Origin of the sequence: Allokutzneria sp. A3M-2-11 16, assembly GCF_024213555.1 — a bacterium.
Classification (GTDB): Bacteria; Actinomycetota; Actinomycetes; order Mycobacteriales; family Pseudonocardiaceae; genus Allokutzneria.
On record NZ_JANAVO010000001.1, the window covers coordinates 3126061 to 3145228 of the forward strand.

The 19168-nt window shown below is 68.6% G+C and carries 21 protein-coding genes; all 21 read left to right on the top strand.

The genetic code is table 11. The features are described 5' to 3' along the window. Nucleotides 1–52: 52 nt before the first annotated feature. The 21 genes from NLX83_RS15605 (at nt 53) to NLX83_RS15705 (ending at nt 19071) form a co-directional block, all read left to right on the top strand. Nucleotides 53–646, top strand: a complete 594-nt coding sequence (locus tag NLX83_RS15605; RefSeq protein WP_254235561.1) for a hypothetical protein — start codon at nt 53–55, stop codon at nt 644–646. After that, entirely contained in the window at nt 640–1653 is a 1014-nt protein-coding gene (locus NLX83_RS15610) for a hypothetical protein (RefSeq protein WP_254235562.1), read from the top strand. Before NLX83_RS15605 ends, NLX83_RS15610 begins: the two co-directional genes overlap by 7 nt. Nucleotides 1654–1756: 103 nt before the next feature. Then, entirely contained in the window at nt 1757–2431 is a 675-nt protein-coding gene (locus tag NLX83_RS15615; RefSeq protein ID WP_254235563.1) for an SAF domain-containing protein, read from the top strand. Continuing rightward, nucleotides 2431–3309, top strand: a complete 879-nt coding sequence (locus NLX83_RS15620; RefSeq protein WP_254235564.1) for a chromosome partitioning protein — start codon at nt 2431–2433, stop codon at nt 3307–3309. The genes NLX83_RS15615 and NLX83_RS15620 overlap by 1 nt, the downstream gene beginning before the upstream one ends. Further along, nucleotides 3306–4745 (top strand): CpaF family protein, encoded by a 1440-nt coding sequence (locus NLX83_RS15625; protein ID WP_254235565.1) that lies wholly within the window; start codon nt 3306–3308, stop codon nt 4743–4745. The genes NLX83_RS15620 and NLX83_RS15625 overlap by 4 nt, the downstream gene beginning before the upstream one ends. Then, nucleotides 4733–5614 carry a type II secretion system F family protein gene (locus tag NLX83_RS15630; protein WP_254235566.1) on the top strand — a complete coding sequence of 294 codons (882 nt, stop codon included), beginning with the start codon at nt 4733–4735 and terminating at the stop codon, nt 5612–5614. The genes NLX83_RS15625 and NLX83_RS15630 overlap by 13 nt, the downstream gene beginning before the upstream one ends. Nucleotides 5615–5619: 5 nt before the next feature. Beyond that, nucleotides 5620–6498, top strand: coding sequence for a type II secretion system F family protein (locus tag NLX83_RS15635; RefSeq protein ID WP_254235567.1), 879 nt, complete (start codon nt 5620–5622; stop codon nt 6496–6498). Between the two features lie 34 nt (nt 6499–6532). Next, nucleotides 6533–6748, top strand: coding sequence for a hypothetical protein (locus tag NLX83_RS15640; RefSeq protein ID WP_254235568.1), 216 nt, complete (start codon nt 6533–6535; stop codon nt 6746–6748). A 2-nt stretch (nt 6749–6750) separates the two neighbouring features. Beyond that, a complete protein-coding gene (locus NLX83_RS15645; protein WP_254235569.1) occupies nt 6751–7200 on the top strand; it encodes a TadE family protein in 450 nt (149 codons plus the stop codon). Between the two features lie 11 nt (nt 7201–7211). Further along, complete coding sequence (locus NLX83_RS15650) at nt 7212–7712, top strand: TadE/TadG family type IV pilus assembly protein (protein ID WP_254235570.1); 501 nt, start codon at nt 7212–7214, stop codon at nt 7710–7712. 92 nt (nt 7713–7804) lie between these two features. Continuing rightward, nucleotides 7805–8191: a pilus assembly protein TadG-related protein gene (locus NLX83_RS15655; RefSeq protein WP_254235571.1), complete on the top strand. Its 387-nt coding sequence runs from the start codon at nt 7805–7807 to the stop codon at nt 8189–8191. A gap of 44 nt (nt 8192–8235) precedes the next feature. Continuing rightward, on the top strand, nt 8236–8637 hold the full coding sequence (locus tag NLX83_RS15660; protein WP_254235572.1) for a hypothetical protein: 402 nt from the start codon (nt 8236–8238) through the stop codon (nt 8635–8637). Between the two features lie 30 nt (nt 8638–8667). Next, entirely contained in the window at nt 8668–11367 is a 2700-nt protein-coding gene (locus NLX83_RS15665; protein WP_254235573.1) for a BTAD domain-containing putative transcriptional regulator, read from the top strand. A 692-nt stretch (nt 11368–12059) separates the two neighbouring features. After that, on the top strand, nt 12060–12671 hold the full coding sequence (locus NLX83_RS15670; protein WP_254235574.1) for a hypothetical protein: 612 nt from the start codon (nt 12060–12062) through the stop codon (nt 12669–12671). Between the two features lie 81 nt (nt 12672–12752). Continuing rightward, complete coding sequence (locus NLX83_RS15675; protein ID WP_254235575.1) at nt 12753–13448, top strand: hypothetical protein; 696 nt, start codon at nt 12753–12755, stop codon at nt 13446–13448. Next, nucleotides 13445–13909 (top strand): hypothetical protein, encoded by a 465-nt coding sequence (locus NLX83_RS15680; RefSeq protein ID WP_254235576.1) that lies wholly within the window; start codon nt 13445–13447, stop codon nt 13907–13909. The genes NLX83_RS15675 and NLX83_RS15680 overlap by 4 nt, the downstream gene beginning before the upstream one ends. Before the next feature lie 57 nt (nt 13910–13966). Further along, nucleotides 13967–14797, top strand: a complete 831-nt coding sequence (locus tag NLX83_RS15685; RefSeq protein ID WP_254235577.1) for a hypothetical protein — start codon at nt 13967–13969, stop codon at nt 14795–14797. Nucleotides 14798–14953: 156 nt separating this feature from the next. Next, nucleotides 14954–15733 carry a hypothetical protein gene (locus NLX83_RS15690; protein WP_254235578.1) on the top strand — a complete coding sequence of 260 codons (780 nt, stop codon included), beginning with the start codon at nt 14954–14956 and terminating at the stop codon, nt 15731–15733. A 343-nt stretch (nt 15734–16076) separates the two neighbouring features. Then, a complete protein-coding gene (locus tag NLX83_RS15695; protein ID WP_254235579.1) occupies nt 16077–17099 on the top strand; it encodes a DUF4192 domain-containing protein in 1023 nt (340 codons plus the stop codon). After that, entirely contained in the window at nt 17092–17883 is a 792-nt protein-coding gene (locus tag NLX83_RS15700) for a hypothetical protein (RefSeq protein WP_254235580.1), read from the top strand. Before NLX83_RS15695 ends, NLX83_RS15700 begins: the two co-directional genes overlap by 8 nt. Before the next feature lie 327 nt (nt 17884–18210). Further along, complete coding sequence (locus tag NLX83_RS15705) at nt 18211–19071, top strand: N-6 DNA methylase (RefSeq protein WP_254235581.1); 861 nt, start codon at nt 18211–18213, stop codon at nt 19069–19071. The last annotated feature ends 97 nt before the right edge of the window (nt 19072–19168 follow it).

The following is a 19168-nucleotide window of genomic DNA, read 5'->3' on the forward strand; positions in this document are numbered from 1 at the left end:
GGTTCCTGTCCTTTATCGGAGTGCGCTTCTCGAACATCGCCGGAGGTGGCGCGTGAACGCCAGAACGCTCACGGTTCCCGCGCGCGGACGAGCCGCAGCCACCGCTGCAGCGATCGGCCTTCTGCTGACCGTCGCCGCGTGCGACTCCGGGTCGGCGAGCCGCCCTGTATCCACGACGACGCCCGGTACACCTGGTTCGACTGCTGCGTCCACCTCGGCCGCCACGCCGGTGGAGACCGCGAAGCGGGAGGCCATCGCGGCGTATCTGGGGATGTGGAACGACTTCGTGCACGCTGCGACGACCTCGGACTGGCAATCGCCCACGCTCGGCCGTCACGCGACGGGGACGGCGTTGTCCACGTTGTCCCGCGGGCTCTACGCGGATCACTACAACGGGCTCGTCAGCAAGGGCTCGCCGACGCACAACACCGAGGTGTCCTCTGTGGACTCGGAGTCGGCTCCGAGCAAGGTGATCGTCGGTGATTGCAGCGACTCGACCGCAGCGCTGAAGTACCGCGCCGACACCGGTCAGCCCGCCAATGACGGGCCGGGTGGGCGTCGGCGGATCAACGCCACGGTGCAGCGGCAGACCGACGGGACGTGGCGGGTCACCGATTTCGGCGTCCAGGCGGTGGGAACATGCTGACCGCCGCGCGCGTAAGCATCGTCGGCGGTGTCACCGTCGCGGCGATGGTCGCGGGCCTCCTTCCGGCGTTCGCCGACATCTACGGCAGCGTGGAGTGCACCCAAAGTCCGACGCCGGACTGCCAGCTGGGCGCGGGCACAACGGGACGCGGCGGTGGAACCGGTCCGCGCCGAGGCGGGCCGCAGCAGCCGAAGCCCGTCCAGCCGCGCCGCGAGGCGAGCGGAAAGGGCGACTCGGTCAGCGGGAACCTGGCTCTGTCACGGTGCTCGTACGTGAGAAGCTCCTACCAGCCGCCGAGCGGCGGCGGTGCGACGACGATCAGCTTCACCTCTTCGGCGGCTCAGGACTCCGTCGCCGTGGTACGCCGGGCCGTGCTGACGCGGCACGATGTGGCGGTACCGCAGTTCGGGTCAGGGCCGCGCGGTGCGTGGTACGTGTGGCGCTGCTCCGGTGACGGGTTCGCTGATGCGTTCTACCGGCCACCGGTCTGGATTCCTGAAGGCGCGCAGCCGGATGCGGTGCGTCGTCCGTCGCCTGCGGAGGTCGCGGCCCAGGCCCGGGAGCAGTTGCGGTTGCCGACGCCGACGCTCGGAGCGAGCCCGGCCGGGGAGCACCTGGTGCATTTGCCGAGCTGGCTGTGGCTGTCGAGTGGATGGGCGTCGGTGTCGGCGACTGCGGAGGTGCCCGGGGTATCGGTGACTGCGGTGGCCAGGCCGAGGTCGGTGTCGTGGTCGATGGGCGACGGCACCACGATTACCTGCACCGGCGGCGGCACCCCGTTCCGGCCGGGGAGCGATCCGAGGTCGGCCTCGCCGGACTGCGGCCACACCTACCGCACCTCCTCTGCGGCCCAGCCGAACAAGGTGTTCACGGTGTCGGCGACGGTGCGGTGGACGGTCACCTGGTCCGGTGCCGGGCAGGCCGGGACCTTCCCTGATTTGACGACCACGGCGAGCACGAGCTTCCGTGTCGCGGAGTCTCAGGCCCTGAACACCGACAGCGGCTAGCCGCCTCCTTTTCCGTTCTGGCACATGACAATCCGCACTTTTCTCGTCCGCTCGCCAAAGGACCGTGGCGACGCGGCGTAGTACCCCCATGCCTGGAGGCAGCGTGAGCACGAACATCACGACCCACGCCAATGGCGAGAGCACGTGGGTTTCGGGAGGAGCCAAGCCCGCCGCGAGGTCGCGGCGGCGCAGTGTCCCGCACTTGGTGGTCGGGGTGCTGCTCGTCCTGGGCTGCGCCACGGGATTCCTCGTGGTGTCGCTGACCGCCGATGCCCGTCAGCTCGTGCTGGCGTTGGCTCGGCCGGTCGCGGTCGGGCAGGTGGTGACCGCGCAGGATCTGCGCGAGGTCTCCCTCGCCGTCGACACCGGCGTGTCCTTTGTGGACGTTCGGGACGCCGCCTCCGTGGTGGGCAAGAGGATGTCGGTGAACCTGCCCGCCGGTGCGCTGCTCACCGCCGAGGCGGTGCGACCCGCTGTTGTCCCGGCTGGGCAGGCGATCGTGGCGGTGGCGGTGAAGGCGGGCCAGGTACCAGTGGAAGTGGCCGCGGGCGCGCAGGTCTCGGTTGTCCGCGTGCCCGGCCGGGCCGACACCGCGGAGAGCGGCCCAGCAACGGAGGTCAGCGCGGTGTGGCCGGCGGTCGTGGTCAGCGTGACCTCCTCGCCGCAGGAGCAGGACACGGTGGTCTCGGTGCAGCTGAGCAAGGCCGCCGCTCGGCAGGTCGCCGCGGTGCCCGCCGGGCAGGTGGCGATCGTGCTGCTCGCGGGAGGTGAGCGGTGATGCTGGTCGCGGTGGCGTCGGTGAAGGGCTCGCCCGGCGTGAGCGTGTTCTCGCTCGCCTTGGCCGCGTGCTGGCCAGCGCCCGCCCGGACGCTGCTGATCGAGGCCGACCCGTCCGGCGGGGACGTCGGTGTCCGGATGGGGATGGCGACGACGCCGGGCCTGGTGAGCCTGGCCGCCGCAGCGCGGCACGCCGAGGACCTGTTGGTGGTGTGGCAGCATGCCCAGGTTCTGCCGCTCGGACTCCCGGTGGTGGCCGCACCGGCCGACGGTGACCGTGCCCGGACCGCGCTGTCTGCCCTGACGTCTGAACCCGGCACCGGAACCCGGCTCGTGCGCGCGATCGCCTCGGAGGCGGTGGTGATCGTCGATTGCGGTCGGATCGAGGCGGGCTCTCCAGGGTTGCCGCTCGCGCGATGCGCGGACGCGCTGATCCTGCTCTCCCGCGCGCACGCTGCCGATCTCGCGCACCTCGCTCACCGCCTCCCGGCCATCGGCGGCTGGACGCCGCAGCCGGTTCTCCTGCTGGTTGGAAACGGGTATTCGCCCGCCGAGGTCGCCCGCGAACTTCGCGTCGCCCCGCTAGGGCGCATTCCAGATGATCCGCGGGGCGCGGCACTGCTGTGCGGACGCACCATCGTGCGCCCGGGTTCGCGGGTACTGGAGCGCTCGGCGGTGGGCGGCGTGGCGCGCAAGGTCGCGACGACGCTGCTTGCCCGGCGGGCGATCCCGATCCCGCGGGTGGTCGAGCAGCGGTTGGCTCCGGGTCTGCATGTCGTTCCGGGCGTGCCGACCGCCGCGATCTCGGCGAACGGGCTGAAGCCCGCGCCCCAGCCGTTTCACGAGGAGATCCCGTCCCGGGGAGGGCGAGCGTCATGACCGGACCGCAGGACGGCGACCCTTCGCACGACATCACGAACATCCACCGGTTCCTCCCGACAACCAACGAATCGGTTGCGAGGGAAGGCCATTCCGGTACCTCAGCGGGCAGCGAGACCGTGACGCGGCTGCGTGGCCGTCTGCGCGAGAGCCTGCGGTCGGCGTTGCCCGCGTGCGTGGAGGAACACCAACGCCGCACGGGCATCCCCGTCACCGCGACAGCGCGGCGGGAGATCGCGCGGAAGATCCTCGCGGAGGCGCTCACTGCGCACAGCGAGGCCGAGCTGATGGCCAACCACCCCTTGGCGGATCGCGGCGACGAGCAACGGGTGATTGGCGAGGTCATCGACGAACTTCTCGGTCTGGCCGGATTGCAGCCGCTGCTGGATGACCCGGCGGTCGAAACGGTCAACGCCAACCGCTTCGATGAGGTGTTCGTTCAGTATCGCGACGGTCGTCGCGCTCAGGTCGCGCCGATCGCGGCGTCCAATGACGAGTTGACCGAGCTGGTGCGGATGCTCGCCGCGCGCGCCTCGTCGCAGGAGCGGCGTTTCGACTACGGCTCGCCCATCGTGCACGTGCAGTTGCCCGGTGGGGAGCGGCTGTGCGCGGTGATGGGGGTGACCGCGGGCGGGGTGACCGCGCTGTCGATCCGCCGTCACGGCTACCTCACCGCCACCCTGCCGCAGCTGCGCGAGCGCGGCACCGTCGACGCGGGTCTGGCGGAGTTCCTGCGCGCGCTCGTGCACGCGCGGAAGAACCTGTTGATCACCGGCGGCACCGGCGCGGGCAAGACCACCCTGCTGCGGGCGCTGGCCGCGGAGATGGACCCGTTCGAGCGCTTGGTGACGATCGAGGACGCCTTTGAGCTCGGGCTGGAACGCGATCCCGACATCCACGCCGACGTCACCGCCCTGCAGTCCCGCGATCCCAACATCGAGGGCGCGGGCGAGATCTCCTCGGCCGAGTTGGTCCGCCTGGGGCTGCGGTTGAGCCCGGACCGGGTGATCGTCGGCGAGATCCGCGGCCCGGAAGTCATTCCGATGTGCAACGCGATGTCGCAGGGCAACGACGGCTCGATGGCCACCCTCCACGCCAGCTCCTCCGCGATCGCGTTCACGCGGCTGGCCGCCTACGCCGCCCAAAGCGTCGAACGGCTGCCACTGGAGGCGACCAACCTGCTCGTGGCCAGCGCGGTGCACTTCGTCGTGCACCTCGCCCGCACCCGGGAGGCGGGCCGCGTGGTGTCCTCGATCCGCGAGGTCGTCGGCGCGGACGGACCACAGGTGATCTCCAACGAGATCTACCGGCCAGGCACGGACCACCGAGCTCGTCCCGTCGCCGGGGCGCTGCGCGCCGACACGCTCGCCGACCTCATCGACGCCGGGTTCGATCCTGCGGTGCTGGAGCGCCCCGAGGGGTGGTGGCCGCGATGATCGCCCCGATCAGCAGCACCATCGCCGCGCTGCTCGGGGCGGGAGTCGGCGTCGGGCTGCTGCTGGTCTGCGTCGGCTGGCACGGCAGACGCGGCTCGACACCGCGACCACGATCTCGCCGCTCCACAACGACACCGCCACACCGAGCACGACGCGTCGTTATCGCGGTCGCGGTCAGTGTGGTGACCGGCGCGATCACCGGCTGGGTTGTCGGCGCGGTCCTGGCTGGGCTGGCGTGCTGGTCGCTGCCGGGCGTGCTCGGCCCCGACCGGCAGCATGCCCGGCGGATCTCCCGGGTGGAGGCCATCGCGACCTGGACGGAGATGCTGCGCGACACCCTCTCGGCCGCCGCCGGACTAGAGCAGGCCGTCCTCGCCACCACGCACCTGGCACCCTCGGTCATCCGCGGCGAACTCGCCGCCCTGTCCGCGCGGATCGCCGCCGGAGCACGCCTGGCCGCCGCGCTGCGCCAGCTCGCCGACGAGCTGGCCGACCCGACCGGGGACCTCGTCATCGCCGCGCTCGTCCTGGCCGCAGACAGGCCGGCCCGCCAGCTCAGCGACGTCCTCGGCTCGCTCGCACACGCCGCCCGCGAGCACGCCGCGATGCGAATGCGCGTGGGCGCAGGACGAGCCCGCACCCGCACCTCGGTCCGGGTGATCGTCGGCACCACCCTGGGCTTCGCGGTCACCGTCGTGCTGCTCAACCGCGACTACCTGACCGCCTACGACACCGCGACCGGGCAGCTCGTCCTGCTCAGCATCGGCGCCCTGTTCGCCGCCGGATTCACCTGGCTGGCGCGCATCGCTCACCCTGGCGAACCCACCCGGTTCCTCGCCTCCGATCCGGCCGCCAGTGGGCAGGGGTGATGGCCATGTTGACCGCACTCGCGTTGGGCGCAGGGCTGGGGCTCGGCCTGTGGACTCTGGCCGTCTGGCTGGTTCCGCCGCGTCCCACGCTCGGCGCTCTGCTGGCCCGCGCGAGCGCACCGCAACCGCCACCGAGCCCGGCCGTCGACGCGCACGCCTTTGCCCGCCCGGTGGTCGTCGCGCTGCACGCCGCCGGGCTGCCCGGTGAGCGCCTGACCCGCGACCTGACCGTCCTCCAGCGACCGGTCGCCGCGCACCTGGCGACGAAGGTCGCCTACGCCGTCGCCGGGCTGCTCGCCCCGCTCGCGCTGCACGTCGTCCTCGTCGTGACCGAGCTTCCGGTGACCATCGAGCTCTCGGCCTTGACCGCTTTGGCGTTGGCGGTCGCGGGGTTTCTGCTCCCGGACCTCCAGGTGCGCTCGGCGGCGAGACGAGCACGCGCCGCGTTCCGGCACGCGTTGTCGGCCTACCTGGATCTGGTGTGGATCACCCTCGCCGGAGGCGCCGGAGTCGACTCCGCGCTCACCGACGCCGCCACCATCGGCCGTGGGTGGGCCTTCGAACAGATCCGTCACGCGCTGGAGACCGCGCGGTTGACCCGCATCCCGCCGTGGACGGCGCTGCGCCAGCTCGGCGGGGACCTCGCCGTCACCGAACTGGTCGAGCTCGCCGCTTCGGTCAGCCTCGCCGGAAGCGAGGGCGCGAAAGTCCGCGCCTCCTTGGCCACCAAAGCCGCAGCGCTTCGCGCCCACCAGATCACCGATGCCGAAGCCGACGCCCAGAGCGCCACCGAACGCATGTCCCTGCCCGTGGTCGCGCTGTTTCTGGGCTACCTCGGCTTCATCGCCTACCCCGCACTCACGCACGTCCTCAACGGACTCTGAGAAAACCCTTGGAGCATAAGCGAAGGAGAAACCCATGAACCGCAACCGTGTGATGGCCGTGATGCGAACACAGTGGACAACCCTCTGGGCGGCGGTGACCGCTCGGTGGGAGGTGCTGCGCCGCGAACCCGACGCCGGGTACTCCACCGAGACCGTCCTGGTGACCGCGCTGCTGGTCGTGGCCGCGATCGCGGTCATCGCCATCATCACTGCCAAAGTCATCGCCAAGGCCCGCGGCATCACCCTCTAGCCATGGACCGGCGTCGAGAACGACACCAGTCGGCAGCATCGGGCTGGCGCGAGCGCGCCCGCACCGTGCTGCGCGGCGAACGGGGCGCGGTCAGCGCCGAGCTGGTGATCATCACCCCGCTGATCCTGGTGATGCTGCTGGTGATCGTGCAGTTCGCGCTGTGGTCCCACGCCACGCACATCGCCCAAGCCGCGGCCTCCCAGGGGCTCGCCGCCGCGCGAGCACACCACGGCAGCAGCGCCGCTGGCGCCGCCCGCGCGCGGCACCTGCTCGACCAGCTCGCCCACGGACCGCTGATCGCTGCCCGGGTCGCCGTCGAGCGCACCGCCACGACCGCGACGGTCCGGATCACCGGGACCGCGACCTCGGCGGTGCCGTTCCTGACGCTGCCGGTCCACGCCGAAGCCGCAGGCCCTGTCGAACGCCTCGCCCCGCTGGCCGGCCGAGGGTGAAGGAGACCAGCATGCCGGCACCGACCAGCGTCACCGCGCCACGCTGCCGCGGGCGCGGCAGGAACCGATGGGCGGCATGGTGGCGCGCGGACTCCGGTTCCGCGGCGGCGGAGATCACCGTGATCACGCCGCTGCTGATCACCCTGCTCGTGTTCGTCAGCGTCCTCATCCACCGCGGCGTCGCGGCCCGCGTGCGACTGGAGGGCGCCGCGCACCAAGCCGCGCGCGCCGCCAGCATCGAGCGCCACACCGCCGCAGCGACTACCGCCGCGCGGTCCACCTCCGCGAACGCGCTGTCCTCGGCCGGACTGGCGTGCACGTCGCTGACCGTGGACATCGCCACCGGCGGGATGCGGCCGGGCGGCACGGTGACCGTGACGATCACGTGCACCGTCGATCTCGGTGACGCGCTCCTTCTCGGCGTCCCTGGCACGAAACGCCTGTCCGCCACCGCATCGGAGCCCATCGACACCTGGCGCTCCACTCCTATCGCCGCCGGGGGCCGGCCATGACCGACCGCGCAAGGCCGCCTACTTCTCCCTCGCATCTCGTCCACGGTGGACGAGGATGGCGACGCCTCTGGTGGCGGGCCGACGACGGCCGCGTGACCGCGTTCGTCCTAGTGCTCACCAGCGGACTGCTCGCCCTCGCCGGACTCGCCCTCGACGGCGGCCTTGCCCTGGCCGCCAAAGTCAGAGCCGTCGCCCACGCCGAATCGGCCGCGCGCGCCGGAGCACAAGCGATCGACCTCAACGCCTTCCGCGCTCACGGCAGACGGCATCTCGCCCCTGCCCAAGTCGTCGCCGACGCGCATCGCTACCTCGCGACCGTCAGCGCCACCGGCTCAGTCACCGTCACCGACAACACGGTCACCGTGATCGTCACCGCCACGCACACCACGCTCGTACTCGGCCTGGTCGGCATCACCCGGCTCACCGTCCACGGAATAGGACGCGCTCAACCCCACGACGACGTGACTGGCACTCCATGACCGAACCCGCCCCTCGTGGGCGTCACCAACGGAAGGACCTCCCCATGGCAACACCGGATGAGATCGAGCGACGCGTAGCCGAAAGCGACGCGTCGCGGAGCGTGCGCCGAGCGGCAGCCGCGAAGCAGATTTCCGAACTCGCTCATCGCCATGCCAACGCCACGAACCAGGTTGAGGTCCTCGAACGGCAGCTCGGCGAGACCCTGGTCGCCGCGCTCGATGTCATCGACGTCACCGAACTGGCGACGTTCACCGACATCCCCGCAGCCGACCTGACGCGCTGGCTGGAATCGCAGAAATCCTCCCGTGCCAAGCGAAAGCGGCGTGGCGCGGGTTCCTCCACCACCAGCGGTGGCGAACAGCCCCAGGCATCGGTAGACGCCCCAACCGATGTCGTCGATCCACGCCCAAGCGGTCCCCGGGCACCAGCACGATCGACACCGTAAATCCTTGTATTGCAAAGGATCGAGCCCTCCATGACACGTCAGCCTCCGAACCGGCCGCATCCCGAGCACACCGCGCGGGCGGTGTTCGCCGTGCTGTTCCGGCTGGCGCGTGGGCTGTTGGCGATCGCGGTGCTGCTCGCACTCGTCGTGGGCATCCCGTACGCCCTCGTACGGTTCGTTGGCTCTCCGCTTCCGGATCGCCTTCCGACGTGGTTGGAGATCGAGACGGTTCTGCTCAGCCCGATGAGCCCGCGGTTCCTGCTCGACGTCCTGGCCCTGCTGTGCTGGATCGTCTGGTCCGTCTTCACCCTCGATGTCCTGCGGTGCAGCGTCGAGGCGGCGCGCGGGATCACCCAAGCACGTGTCTGCTCCCGGGAGCCTCTGCGCAGGCTCGCCGCCGCCCTGATCGGCACCATCGTGTTGGCCTTGGTCGGCAACCGTGCCGTGGACGCGGCTCCCAGCATGAAAACCCTGTCGACCGCGCCCGCCACGACCGTCGTTACCGCACCGTTGACGCCCGGCTCACCCGAGCGGCAAGCGGCCCCGCCTGGCATGGTCCGTGTGACCGAGGACGTCCGCCCGCCTCAGGGCGAGATCCATGACAGCCTGTGGCGCATCGCCGAGCGCGTTTACGGCCCAGGCTCCGGTAGTCGCTGGCCTGAGCTGTATCGGCTCAACCGCGACGTCGAGCAGGCAGACGGGCGCGCGTTGACCAATCCCCACTTGGTCCGCCCAGGATGGATGATCACCGCGCACGTCCCGGTTCCGCCACCCCCGCAGCCACGCGATGAGCCCTCGCCTCACGCTCCACCAGCGAGCACCGCGCCACCCCACCCACCGTCGATCCCCTCCACGACGCTTTCCGGCGCGGCACCACCGACTGCGAGCGCTGTCGACGACCACGGCGACGGTCCGAGCTCGCCGGGGCTGAACGTGGCAACGGGTGCCTTCGTCAGCCTCGGCCTCGCCGGAGTCATCGCAACGGCGGTGGCCTCAACGGCGATGTGGCGACGACGACGCTACCGCATCGGCAGCGGGGAACGCGCCGACCTCCAACGTCAGAGCGCGCCCGTCATCCGCTCCTTGCGCGCCCACCACGCCAACTATGCCGATCACCAGTTCCCTGTCGACACGACGGTCATCGGCGCGACGCCGGGCTCGGCGCCCTCCGACGACGCCGCTGACAGCTCGCCGGGCCGTCACGGAACAGCGCGGCTCGTGACAAAGCTCGGCGTGCGCGGGGGCCGCGAGATCGCGCTGGACCTCGCCGCCTGCCGCGGGCTCGGCCTCACCGGGCCCGGCGCCCCCGACGCCGCGCGCGCACTGCTGCTGCACCTGCTGACCGAGCAGCGGACAAGCCCCGCGCGCATCCTCATCCCCGCGAACGACCTGGAGCACCTCGTCGGCCCCGTGTCGTTGCCGGATCTGCCGTACACCGTCCATGTCGTCGGCTCGCTCAACGACGCACTCGCCGCGATGGACACGACCGTGCGCGCACGCACCGCTGGCGAGCCCAGCAGCTCCCGCTCGCCGTCGCTCGTGCTGCTCGCCCGTCCAACCCCCGACCTCGAACCTCGTCTCCAACAGATCCTCGACCACGGAACGGTGTGCGGGCTCACCGGGATCTTCCTGAGCCGATGGCGCACCGGCGTCACTCTGCACGTGCTGCCCGACGGAACGGTCAACACCGCGCGGTCCGCAGGCGTGACACTTGACGGTGCACGGTTGTTCGCGCTCCCCGCCGAGGACACCTCCGCGCTGCTCGCCGTACTCCGCGACGCCGACGATTCCGCATCCGAACCGACACCTGTCGCTGCTCGAACGCAGCCAGCCGACACCGCGGAGAACCCCGCCGACGAGGGCGCCGCTGACATCCCGCCGGTCCCTGGGCGGTGTCCGCACGTCGAGACGACGCGGATCGAAGCGGCCCCGCCCCTGCTGGAACCACGCGCTGGAGACCCGTCCGAGGCCTGCCCACTCGCCGTCCGGGTCCTCGGCCACGTGCAGCTGGCCGTTCGTGAGGGCGCGGACGAACGTGAGCTCGTCGGCATCCTGACGCCGCGGCAGCGCGAAGTACTCGTTCACCTCGCACTGCATCCGCAAGGCGTCCGCCGCGACGTCCTCAACGACGCGGTGTGGCCCGACAGCCGTCCGCCGCGCCCCTACAACTCGTTGCACACCACCATGTCCACGCTTCGCCGCGCGCTCAACGATGCCGCCAACGGCGCGGTCAACGACGTCATCGTCAACTACGACGGGCGGTACCGGCTCAACGACAAGCTCGTCACGGTCGATCTCTGGCATCTCCAGCATGCTCTGCGAACAACGCGCGCGGCCGAAGCCGCCACCTTCGCCCAGCTGGGGCACGCCCTCCAGCTCTACCGCGGTGATCTCGCCGAGGACGTTGACGCGCTGTGGATAGAGCCCTTCCGTGAAGCCCTTCGCCGAGACGCCCTCGACGCACTCGGTGTCCTGATCCGAGCCCAGGAGAACAACCCGGAAACCATGCTCCAACTGCTGGAACATGCCCGGTCACTCGACCGCTACAACGAGAGCGTCTACCGCGACATCATGACAATTCAAGTGCAGCTCGGCCGCGTCGACGCTATCGGACGAACACTCGCCCTCGCCGCACGCACGTTCCGTGAGATCGACCTCGAACTCAGCGCCGGATTCCTGGAGTACGCCAGATCAATTACGCGAACGCCGGTGAAGGAGTGGAGCCGATGACAGAGAAGTGAGATACTGGGCAGCGGGGCTGGATATACCGTGCACCAGGTCGTTCGCACTGGGTGAGCATTCTCGCGCCGTTGATCCCTCTGGCTCGCAGAGGAGATGCTTCGCGAGCCGCCCGCAGTGGCGTAGTCGGCGCCCGCTGGCTTTCCCACAGCACTACCCACTGGCCTACCCACAGGGCTTCCCTCTAGACGAGAAGGGGAGAACTGCCCGGTCATCGCACTTCAGGGGCGCGAGAGGGGCATCCCGAGGCTGGGCAGACTCGGTGGTCACCGATGAGGTGAACAGTCGTGAGCGGCGGGTCACCTGGACCAGGAGGCTGGTGGTCGGGCAGCCAGCGCATGCCCCTTAGGTTGCCACGCGAGATCTCCGCAATTCTGACAGATTATTTCATTTACTTCTATCGTGCGCGCCGGCTTTGTATTTCCACATGCACGCCTCCGATCTTTCGATCCCTTTCGGTGTCGACTTTCATGTGCATTGGGCAAAAAATCTTGGAAATTCCCTTTGAATTTCCCGCCGTCGATCTCCGCGACGACGTAGCATGGTGGTACAGCGAAGAAAGCCTCCTCGGAAGCGAACGTCAGCGAGGGGCTGAACTCGTAGATCGTCGCGGAATGGGAGTCGTGCCCGTGTATTCCGCGCGCCCACACCTACACCGCTCTTGAAGAACGGGAGTGATCGCTATGGATCGCAGCAGGTTCGAGATCGTCAACGTCGCGCTGGACCACATGAAGACCCCCATCCCGGCATACGTCGACCGACGCGAACGGTGGAACGGGGCGCTCTGCCCGCGCTTCGAACGCGCGCAGGCGGAGCTGGTCGTCAACGACGTGAACGACACCTACGAGCCAGGGGACGGGCTGCGCGCGTTCTGGGTCGATGCCCTCGTTGCCCTCGTCTACGACGACCCGGACAAGGGAATCGAGATCATCCGCCCCGACAGCAACGGCTGGTACGCGATTGCCGACGGCTGGTGCTGGTGGGAATGGACCGAGGCCAGCGACGGCGACGACGACGGCACCTCGTCGTCGGAGCCTGACTCCGCCCGTGTTGTCGATCAGTGGTCGCCCCAAGCAGTGCTGGGATTCGACGTCGATCCGAGACAGGGCAACGTGATCTGCCCGCACAGGGATGTGGCCGTGTGCCCCAAATGCCTTCGCCGTCTGCCTGATCGCCTGGTCGAGATGGGCGGTCAGCACTTCCTGACCGACACCCCGTACGAGGCCGAGATCTTGCGCAGCGAGGCCGAGGAACTGCGTCGCGACTTGGAGCGAATGGAGAAGGGCGAGCAGTAGAACCGAGCCACGGAGTGGGAGTCGTGCCCCGCGAACTCCGTGCACAACCACACACACCCGTTCTACGCCAAGGGGAATCCCATGCGCACCACCACGGACACACCCACGACAGCGACAGACATCAACCGAATTAACGACCTGTTCGAGCGACTGCGCGCGGCTGGCTGCCAGCTGTTGACGGTCAACGGCTACCTGCATCACGAGCCAGTCGACCACGGCGAACACCTTGCCTACTCCCACGTGCACCACGCCGAGCGTGCCGAGGACGCGGAGTTGATCGAGCTGCCCGTGTCGTACTCCGACTACGGCGGCAGTGACATCGACGCCGCCAATGTGCGTGCCTTGCTTGCGGGCTACGGCGACGACACGTTCGTGCACCTCTCCGGCGGCCACGGCTCGACGGGGCTTGCTTTGCCCTACGGGCGTGCGCTTCCCGATGACGACGACTGCGACATCCTCCCCGTTCTCGTTGACGTGATCGAGCGCTTGCGCGACCACCCCGTGATCGATGAGCAAGCGTGGTCGACCTACGTCGACGGGCTTGCCGAGGACGCATGGGACGAGTGGTTGCGTCACGACGTGATCAGCGGCTTGGAAGCGTTGTGTCCCAACGGGTGCGATGGGTGTCCGGTTGATGACGGGCTGATCCGGACGACCTACTACGGGTTCGAGGCCAACGAGTGGGTGTGCGATACGGCGACCACCGTCGTCAACCTGCGGCACGCCGAAGCGGTCGCGCACCTCGCGCGCACCCTGTTCGAGGGGAACGCGTCATGACCGCCTCGCTCTACCTCGACTCCGACTATGTCGCGACCACAGAAGACGAATCCCGTGTCGCACTGGAGTTCGGCGGCGACCTTCCCGGGTACCGGTGCGCGCGATGCGGCGCCGACCTCGACGACACCGGAGACGGGTTCAGCGGAGCCGACGGCGACACCCTATGTCCGGACTACGAGAACGAGGACGGCGACCCGGACGACGGGCCCCACGAACCACAAGCCATCGCGTTGGCGTGGGCCAATTCCGCCACGATCGTGACCAACGAGGCGGAGGACTCGATCACGGTGCTGATCAGCGTGGGCGATCCGCGCGGCGCGTTCGCGTTCACCGTCCGCCGTGTCCCTGATGACGCCCCCTCGCACGGTGGCGCGCTGATCCTGCACACCCCCTATCCCGGGGAGAGCTTGCCGCATCGCCCATTGAGCGAGCTTCATCCCGGTACCTACCTGATCTCCTGAGCCACAAGCCCTAGCTAGCAAGGAAACGAGCGCCATCAGCCGAGAGGAACGAACGCCATGTTTCCCCACGATTTCACTGACTTCTACCCTGGCAGAGGCAAGGACGCGCAGTGGATTGGATCTCTGGAAGGACTGGGCAGCCCCGAAAACCTGGGCCTGGGCACGGACTCCGGCCCGTGGATGTTCACCCAGCAGGACAGCGCGGAAGACTTTCATTTCGCCGTCGTTGAGGTATTGGAGGACGCCGACCGTTGGGTTCCTGGGGCAGCCCACTTCCAGTATCAGGGGTGGCCGTGGGTCTACCACACCAGCCGACCCAGCCACTGGACCTACGCGTTCGACGGCGGCCACATCTTCGCCTTGTCGCACAAGGACAACGCCTGGAATCTCGTCCCTCCGGGCAACCCGCTCGCCGCCTACGGGCACGACGGGTTGGGAGAGATCCCAACGACCCACTGGTACGGGGATTTTCCGTTTCCGATCATGCTCACCGAGAACGCGGACGGCCCGATACCACCCGATCGCGAGTACGGGACCGAGTTCGCCCGCACATCCCGATGGGGGCTCACACAGACCGCCTCAGCCGTGTTCACGGACCTGATCGCTGCCAGCGACTCACCGGAGACGCCACCGTTCGCCGCGCAGCTGCGCTACGACGTCGCCACGGACACAGCGGCGCGCACCCTGGATATCACAGCCTCGGGGCTGCCCGACTCGGCGACGGACGACGAGCAGGACGCCCTTCGCCTGGAACTGTCGAAGATCGTCGCGAACTACAACTACAGCAGCGAAAGCGTCACCAACGATCGGCGCTTCCTCGCCACGATCTCGATCACCCAAGCTAGCCCGACACATTCGCCGACCGTCCACGTGCTCTCAGCGTCCTGACAGGAGGCTGGAACACCGACCACGTACCGCGAAAGCCCTTTACTGCCAAGCATTTCGGAAGCGTGCACTGCCCACGCCCTTGCCGCCTCGTGAGGATGTTCTTTCACAGCAAGGAACATGGCCAGTCGTAGCACCCCAGACCAAGGAGCAGAATCAATGAATGACTACGAGTTCGCCGATTTCTACATCGGACGTGGCCACGACGCACGGTGGATTGGCTCCCTGGAAGGGGTCGCCAGTCCCCGCGCTCTCGCCGAGACCGAATACGGCTCCGACGTACTCGGGTGCCAGACCGCGAGCGACTTCGACGCCTGGGCTCGACAGGTCATGGATGACTCGGGCTGCCCGTCCACCCCGAGCGACCAGCGCCCGAACCGGGGTTGGCCATGGCCGTATTCGTCCAGCCGCCCCACACAGTGGACCTACGCGTTCGACCACGGCGCGGTCTGGGTGCTGGCGCACACCAGCGACGCATGGCGGCGAATACCTTCGGACTACCTGTGCGCCGTCTACGACCCGACGTGCCACGCCGAACCGTTCACGTCCCTGCCGCGCATGCTCGACAACGACACGAACGGGCCCATCCCCGTGGACCGCGAGTACGGCCCGGAGTTCGCGCGGACGTGCCGCTGGACACTGCGGCAGACCGCGTCGGCGGTGTTGACCGACCTGATCACCCTTAGCCACACCGACTTCCAGCCGTCAGCGATATGGAAGATGCGCTTCGAGGTCGACGGCGACGACGAGCGGCGGCACCTCGGTATCACGCTCCGGGACGCCACGCTGTACGCCGTGGACGAGGAGGAGTACGGAGAGCTGGCGACCGCCATCCACCGGATTACCGACTGCTACAACTACTCCAGCCTGTCCGCGCCGGACGATCGACGCTTCGACGTCTCACTCACCTTCACCAGCACGCGACCGCAGCACGCGTGAACGAGCACGTCCACCACGCGCGCCTACCCGAGTTCGCCAGCACACGACGGGTTCATCGTGCTTCGGCGCACTGAGGTTGCGGGTAAGGTAGGAAGCTCCTCCCGTTCGCGGGAGCGGGCCCACCCCGCATGTCGGGGTGGGATGTGTGGTGGTCGGCGGAGCGCACGAACCCGCGCCGCGCGGGCTCGTCCCCGCGGTCCGGGGCTCCGCCGACCCACACCCAGCACCGAAGCACCCTCACCTTTCTCCGCGGCAGCGTGCACCGCTCGGGCAGCGCGCCAACGCCGTTCACCCCTCAGTTCGTGAACGCCATGCCAGCAGGAATCAGGAATGAGGAAGAGCCATGTCCACCAACACTTCTACCGGTGACGCCCCCGTCCGGTTGTCGGCCGTCGGGGACCTCGTCGCCAGCATCCCGCCGCTGCTCGGGTTCCACCCCACCGACTCCGTCGTCATCCTCGTCGTTGACGCCGACAGCGACCGCCTTACCCGGGCGCTCCGCGCTGATCTCCCGGAACTCGTCGACGACATGCGCCCGCTCGCCGAACGGCTCACCGAGACGATCGGCCCCACCGATCGCGCGCTGGTGATCATGATCTGCGACGGCACCGCCACGGACACCTCGTTGCCACGCGAATCCGAAATGGACGTGCTGTCCGAGGTGTTCACCACGGCGGGAATCCTTATCATCGCCAGCCTCTGGGCCCGCAGCACGCTCCACCGCGCGCCCTGCCGCCGCTACGGCAATCCCGCCGAGTGCTTCGCCGTCGCCGACTCCGACTCCAGCGTTCTCGCCGCCGAGAGCACGCTGCGGGGCAGAGTGGTTCACGCCAGCGCCAAAGCCGCCGCCCGCAGCCTGAACCCCGTCGAGCCGCCGGAAGTGTTGGCAGAGAGGGAGAAACGTCTCAGTGCCGCGACCGACGAGCTGCGCCAACACCTCAGCTCATCCACGCTCGTGCGCGAGATCAACAGCACCTTGACCGAGGCGATCACCGCCGCCGAGAACGGGAATCCTCCCGAAGCAGACTCGCTGATCACCATCGTGGCGGCACTCGACATCGGCATCGTGCGCGACACAGCGGCTCAGCTCGCCCTCGGTGACACCGCGCACGGTGCACGCGTGCTGTGGGAACACCTCACCCGCACGATCCCCGGACCACTGCGCGCCCATCCGGCTGCCCTGCTCGCCTTGTCGGCCTACCTCAAAGGCGACGGCCCGCTCGCACGCGTTGCACTGGACATCGCGCTGAACACCAACCCGAACACCACACTCGCCGTCCTGCTCCGCCACGCCCTCGACAACGGCATCCACCCCACCACCATTGCCAAAGCCCTCGCCGCGACCACGGAGCCCAGCCATGCGTAACTACGAATGGGACCGCTACCGATCCACACCCGGAAACACCGACTACGGCGAAGCCGCCGCCGCATACCTCGGGACAGGCCCCGGAGCACGCCTGCTCGGCTACCGCAAGACGGATGCCACACCCACGGGCCTGTTCCACGACTCCGACCCGCACGGCCGTGCGCTGATCACCGCCACCAGCGCGCACGTCTTCCGGGCCACCGTATCGGCCTGCTGCTGCTGGAGCGACCCCGGCACCGCGCCCCCGAAGCTGGTGTGTCCGCCGCGCGGGTCAGCCGCGCGAGTCTGGACCGAACAGCTTCCACCGTCCGGCATTACGCACGTCTACGCCTTCGACCACGGCGAAGTGCACCTGTGGCTCATCGACACCGATCCGCAGCACCGCGCGGGGCAATGGCACACCCTCGACACCACCGAGACGCACCAGACCGGGACCGTGTGGCTGATCCCCGAAGCACGCCACTACGGCCCGCTTGCACACACCACCGCGCACCTCGCCCTCAGCGACCTCGCGCGACTGCTAGCCGACAACCTCGCCGTCCAGACAAGAATCCCCAGCTCCCCCTTGGCACGCTGCAACATCACCGTCGAAACGACACCGGGCATCGCGTGGCTCTACGTCACCGTGCGCGGACTCGACCCCGTGGGCCTGCGTGCCGACCTCGCCCGAGAGGTGATCTCGGACATGGTGCACGCCCACAACTGGCACAACGACATCGACACCTACGAACGTCGGATCTTTCTCAGGATCGAATTCGAACCGTTCGACACGGGGCCAGTATGACAACGCCAACGCTTGAAACCGTTCGACAGTAACAAGTCTAGCGCCCTATGGTCCACAATGGACAATACGTTGAGCCGAGCTTGCTATCGCGATACAGCAGCCGCTCCTCGCCTGGCCGTCGCCTTCGCAAGCGCGGATGCCTTCACGGCCCGAGCGTCACAACGGCGCGCCGCCTGATCTTCATGACCGTGCTCCGCACGGGCAGTGCGACCTGAAGCCGCGGGGCCGAACGGGCTTGTCGTCGCGCTCGCTCCGCAACGAAGCGAACGCTCGATTCAGAGCCCAGCTCTCCACAACACCCTGAAGCGCAACCCCATGGAGACGACCATGAAGAACGAAGACATCCCCAGTGCCAAGCACCACGCGGCGTGGCCACGTGACGCGCGCCAACACGCACTTCGCATCGCCGAAGCCGTCGAACGAACGTGGAGCCACGCCTACGCCAGCGATCACGCCCACATTCCGGTGTCCACGGTCGCCGTTCTCTGCCTGCTCCAACCACCCGAACCTGACAGCCTGAGCACCCGCGAGCTGTTCAACAGCGTCAGCAGCGCCGAGTTCGCGCACACTTGCCGCGCCACGTGGCGCGCGGTGATCACCGCACAACCCGACCTCATCCCCAACCTGTATCCCATGCTCGCATGGCTCTGGAACAACCCAGAAAACACCGTGGTCGACGCCGTCAAAGCCGTTGCCGACACCGCGGTGAACACCGGACTGCTCACCCTCAGCCACGGCGACCGAAACCACCAGGTCGACCTCCTCGGGCCGCTGCTCGCGCTGCTCCGCAGCGACTCCGCCCGGACCGGACGTGGCCAGATCTACACGCCGGCCTGCGTCGCCGAGTTCATGGCCGCTCTGGTCACGCCTGAGGAGAACAGCTCCTTCTGCGAGCCTGCCGCAGGCACCGGAGAGATGCTCCGCGCTGCCGCCGAAGCCATGCGTCACAACGGAAAAGACCCTCGAACCGTCACCTGGGTGGCGGGCGACATCGACGAACTCGCCGTCGCCTGCCTCGCCGTCAACAGCTTGCTCTGGAACCTCGGTCCCAACACGATCTTCGGCGTCGGCAACACCCTCACCGAGGACTGGGTCACCCGCGCCGTTCGACAACGCAACGAGTGCACCACGATCGCCCAGGACATCATCCAAGCACAGATAGCCTTGGCAGCACTCACTTACCCTTGAACGCGAAAGTGCTGTTGCTCAACGGAACCCGATGCCGCGACCGCAGCCCTAGCGGTGCCCGTCGATCCTGTCTGGAGAGGAGGGTGGAGCACGTCTC

Excerpts from the sequence above, each read along its gene's own strand:
- NLX83_RS15685 (WP_254235577.1), top strand. The coding sequence starts at position 13,967 with ATGTTTCCCCACGATTTCACTGACTTCTACCCTGGCAGAGGCAAGGAC.
- NLX83_RS15620 (WP_254235564.1), top strand. The coding sequence starts at position 2,431 with ATGCTGGTCGCGGTGGCGTCGGTGAAGGGCTCGCCCGGCGTGAGCGTG.
- NLX83_RS15635 (WP_254235567.1), top strand. The coding sequence starts at position 5,620 with ATGTTGACCGCACTCGCGTTGGGCGCAGGGCTGGGGCTCGGCCTGTGG.
- NLX83_RS15650 (WP_254235570.1), top strand. The coding sequence starts at position 7,212 with ATGCCGGCACCGACCAGCGTCACCGCGCCACGCTGCCGCGGGCGCGGC.
- NLX83_RS15625 (WP_254235565.1), top strand. The coding sequence starts at position 3,306 with ATGACCGGACCGCAGGACGGCGACCCTTCGCACGACATCACGAACATC.
- NLX83_RS15660 (WP_254235572.1), top strand. The coding sequence starts at position 8,236 with ATGGCAACACCGGATGAGATCGAGCGACGCGTAGCCGAAAGCGACGCG.
- NLX83_RS15640 (WP_254235568.1), top strand. The coding sequence starts at position 6,533 with ATGAACCGCAACCGTGTGATGGCCGTGATGCGAACACAGTGGACAACC.
- NLX83_RS15610 (WP_254235562.1), top strand. The coding sequence starts at position 640 with ATGCTGACCGCCGCGCGCGTAAGCATCGTCGGCGGTGTCACCGTCGCG.
- NLX83_RS15665 (WP_254235573.1), top strand. The coding sequence starts at position 8,668 with ATGACACGTCAGCCTCCGAACCGGCCGCATCCCGAGCACACCGCGCGG.
- NLX83_RS15680 (WP_254235576.1), top strand. The coding sequence starts at position 13,445 with ATGACCGCCTCGCTCTACCTCGACTCCGACTATGTCGCGACCACAGAA.
- NLX83_RS15645 (WP_254235569.1), top strand. The coding sequence starts at position 6,751 with ATGGACCGGCGTCGAGAACGACACCAGTCGGCAGCATCGGGCTGGCGC.
- NLX83_RS15690 (WP_254235578.1), top strand. The coding sequence starts at position 14,954 with ATGAATGACTACGAGTTCGCCGATTTCTACATCGGACGTGGCCACGAC.
- NLX83_RS15705 (WP_254235581.1), top strand. The coding sequence starts at position 18,211 with ATGAAGAACGAAGACATCCCCAGTGCCAAGCACCACGCGGCGTGGCCA.
- NLX83_RS15675 (WP_254235575.1), top strand. The coding sequence starts at position 12,753 with ATGCGCACCACCACGGACACACCCACGACAGCGACAGACATCAACCGA.
- NLX83_RS15700 (WP_254235580.1), top strand. The coding sequence starts at position 17,092 with ATGCGTAACTACGAATGGGACCGCTACCGATCCACACCCGGAAACACC.
- NLX83_RS15670 (WP_254235574.1), top strand. The coding sequence starts at position 12,060 with ATGGATCGCAGCAGGTTCGAGATCGTCAACGTCGCGCTGGACCACATG.
- NLX83_RS15695 (WP_254235579.1), top strand. The coding sequence starts at position 16,077 with ATGTCCACCAACACTTCTACCGGTGACGCCCCCGTCCGGTTGTCGGCC.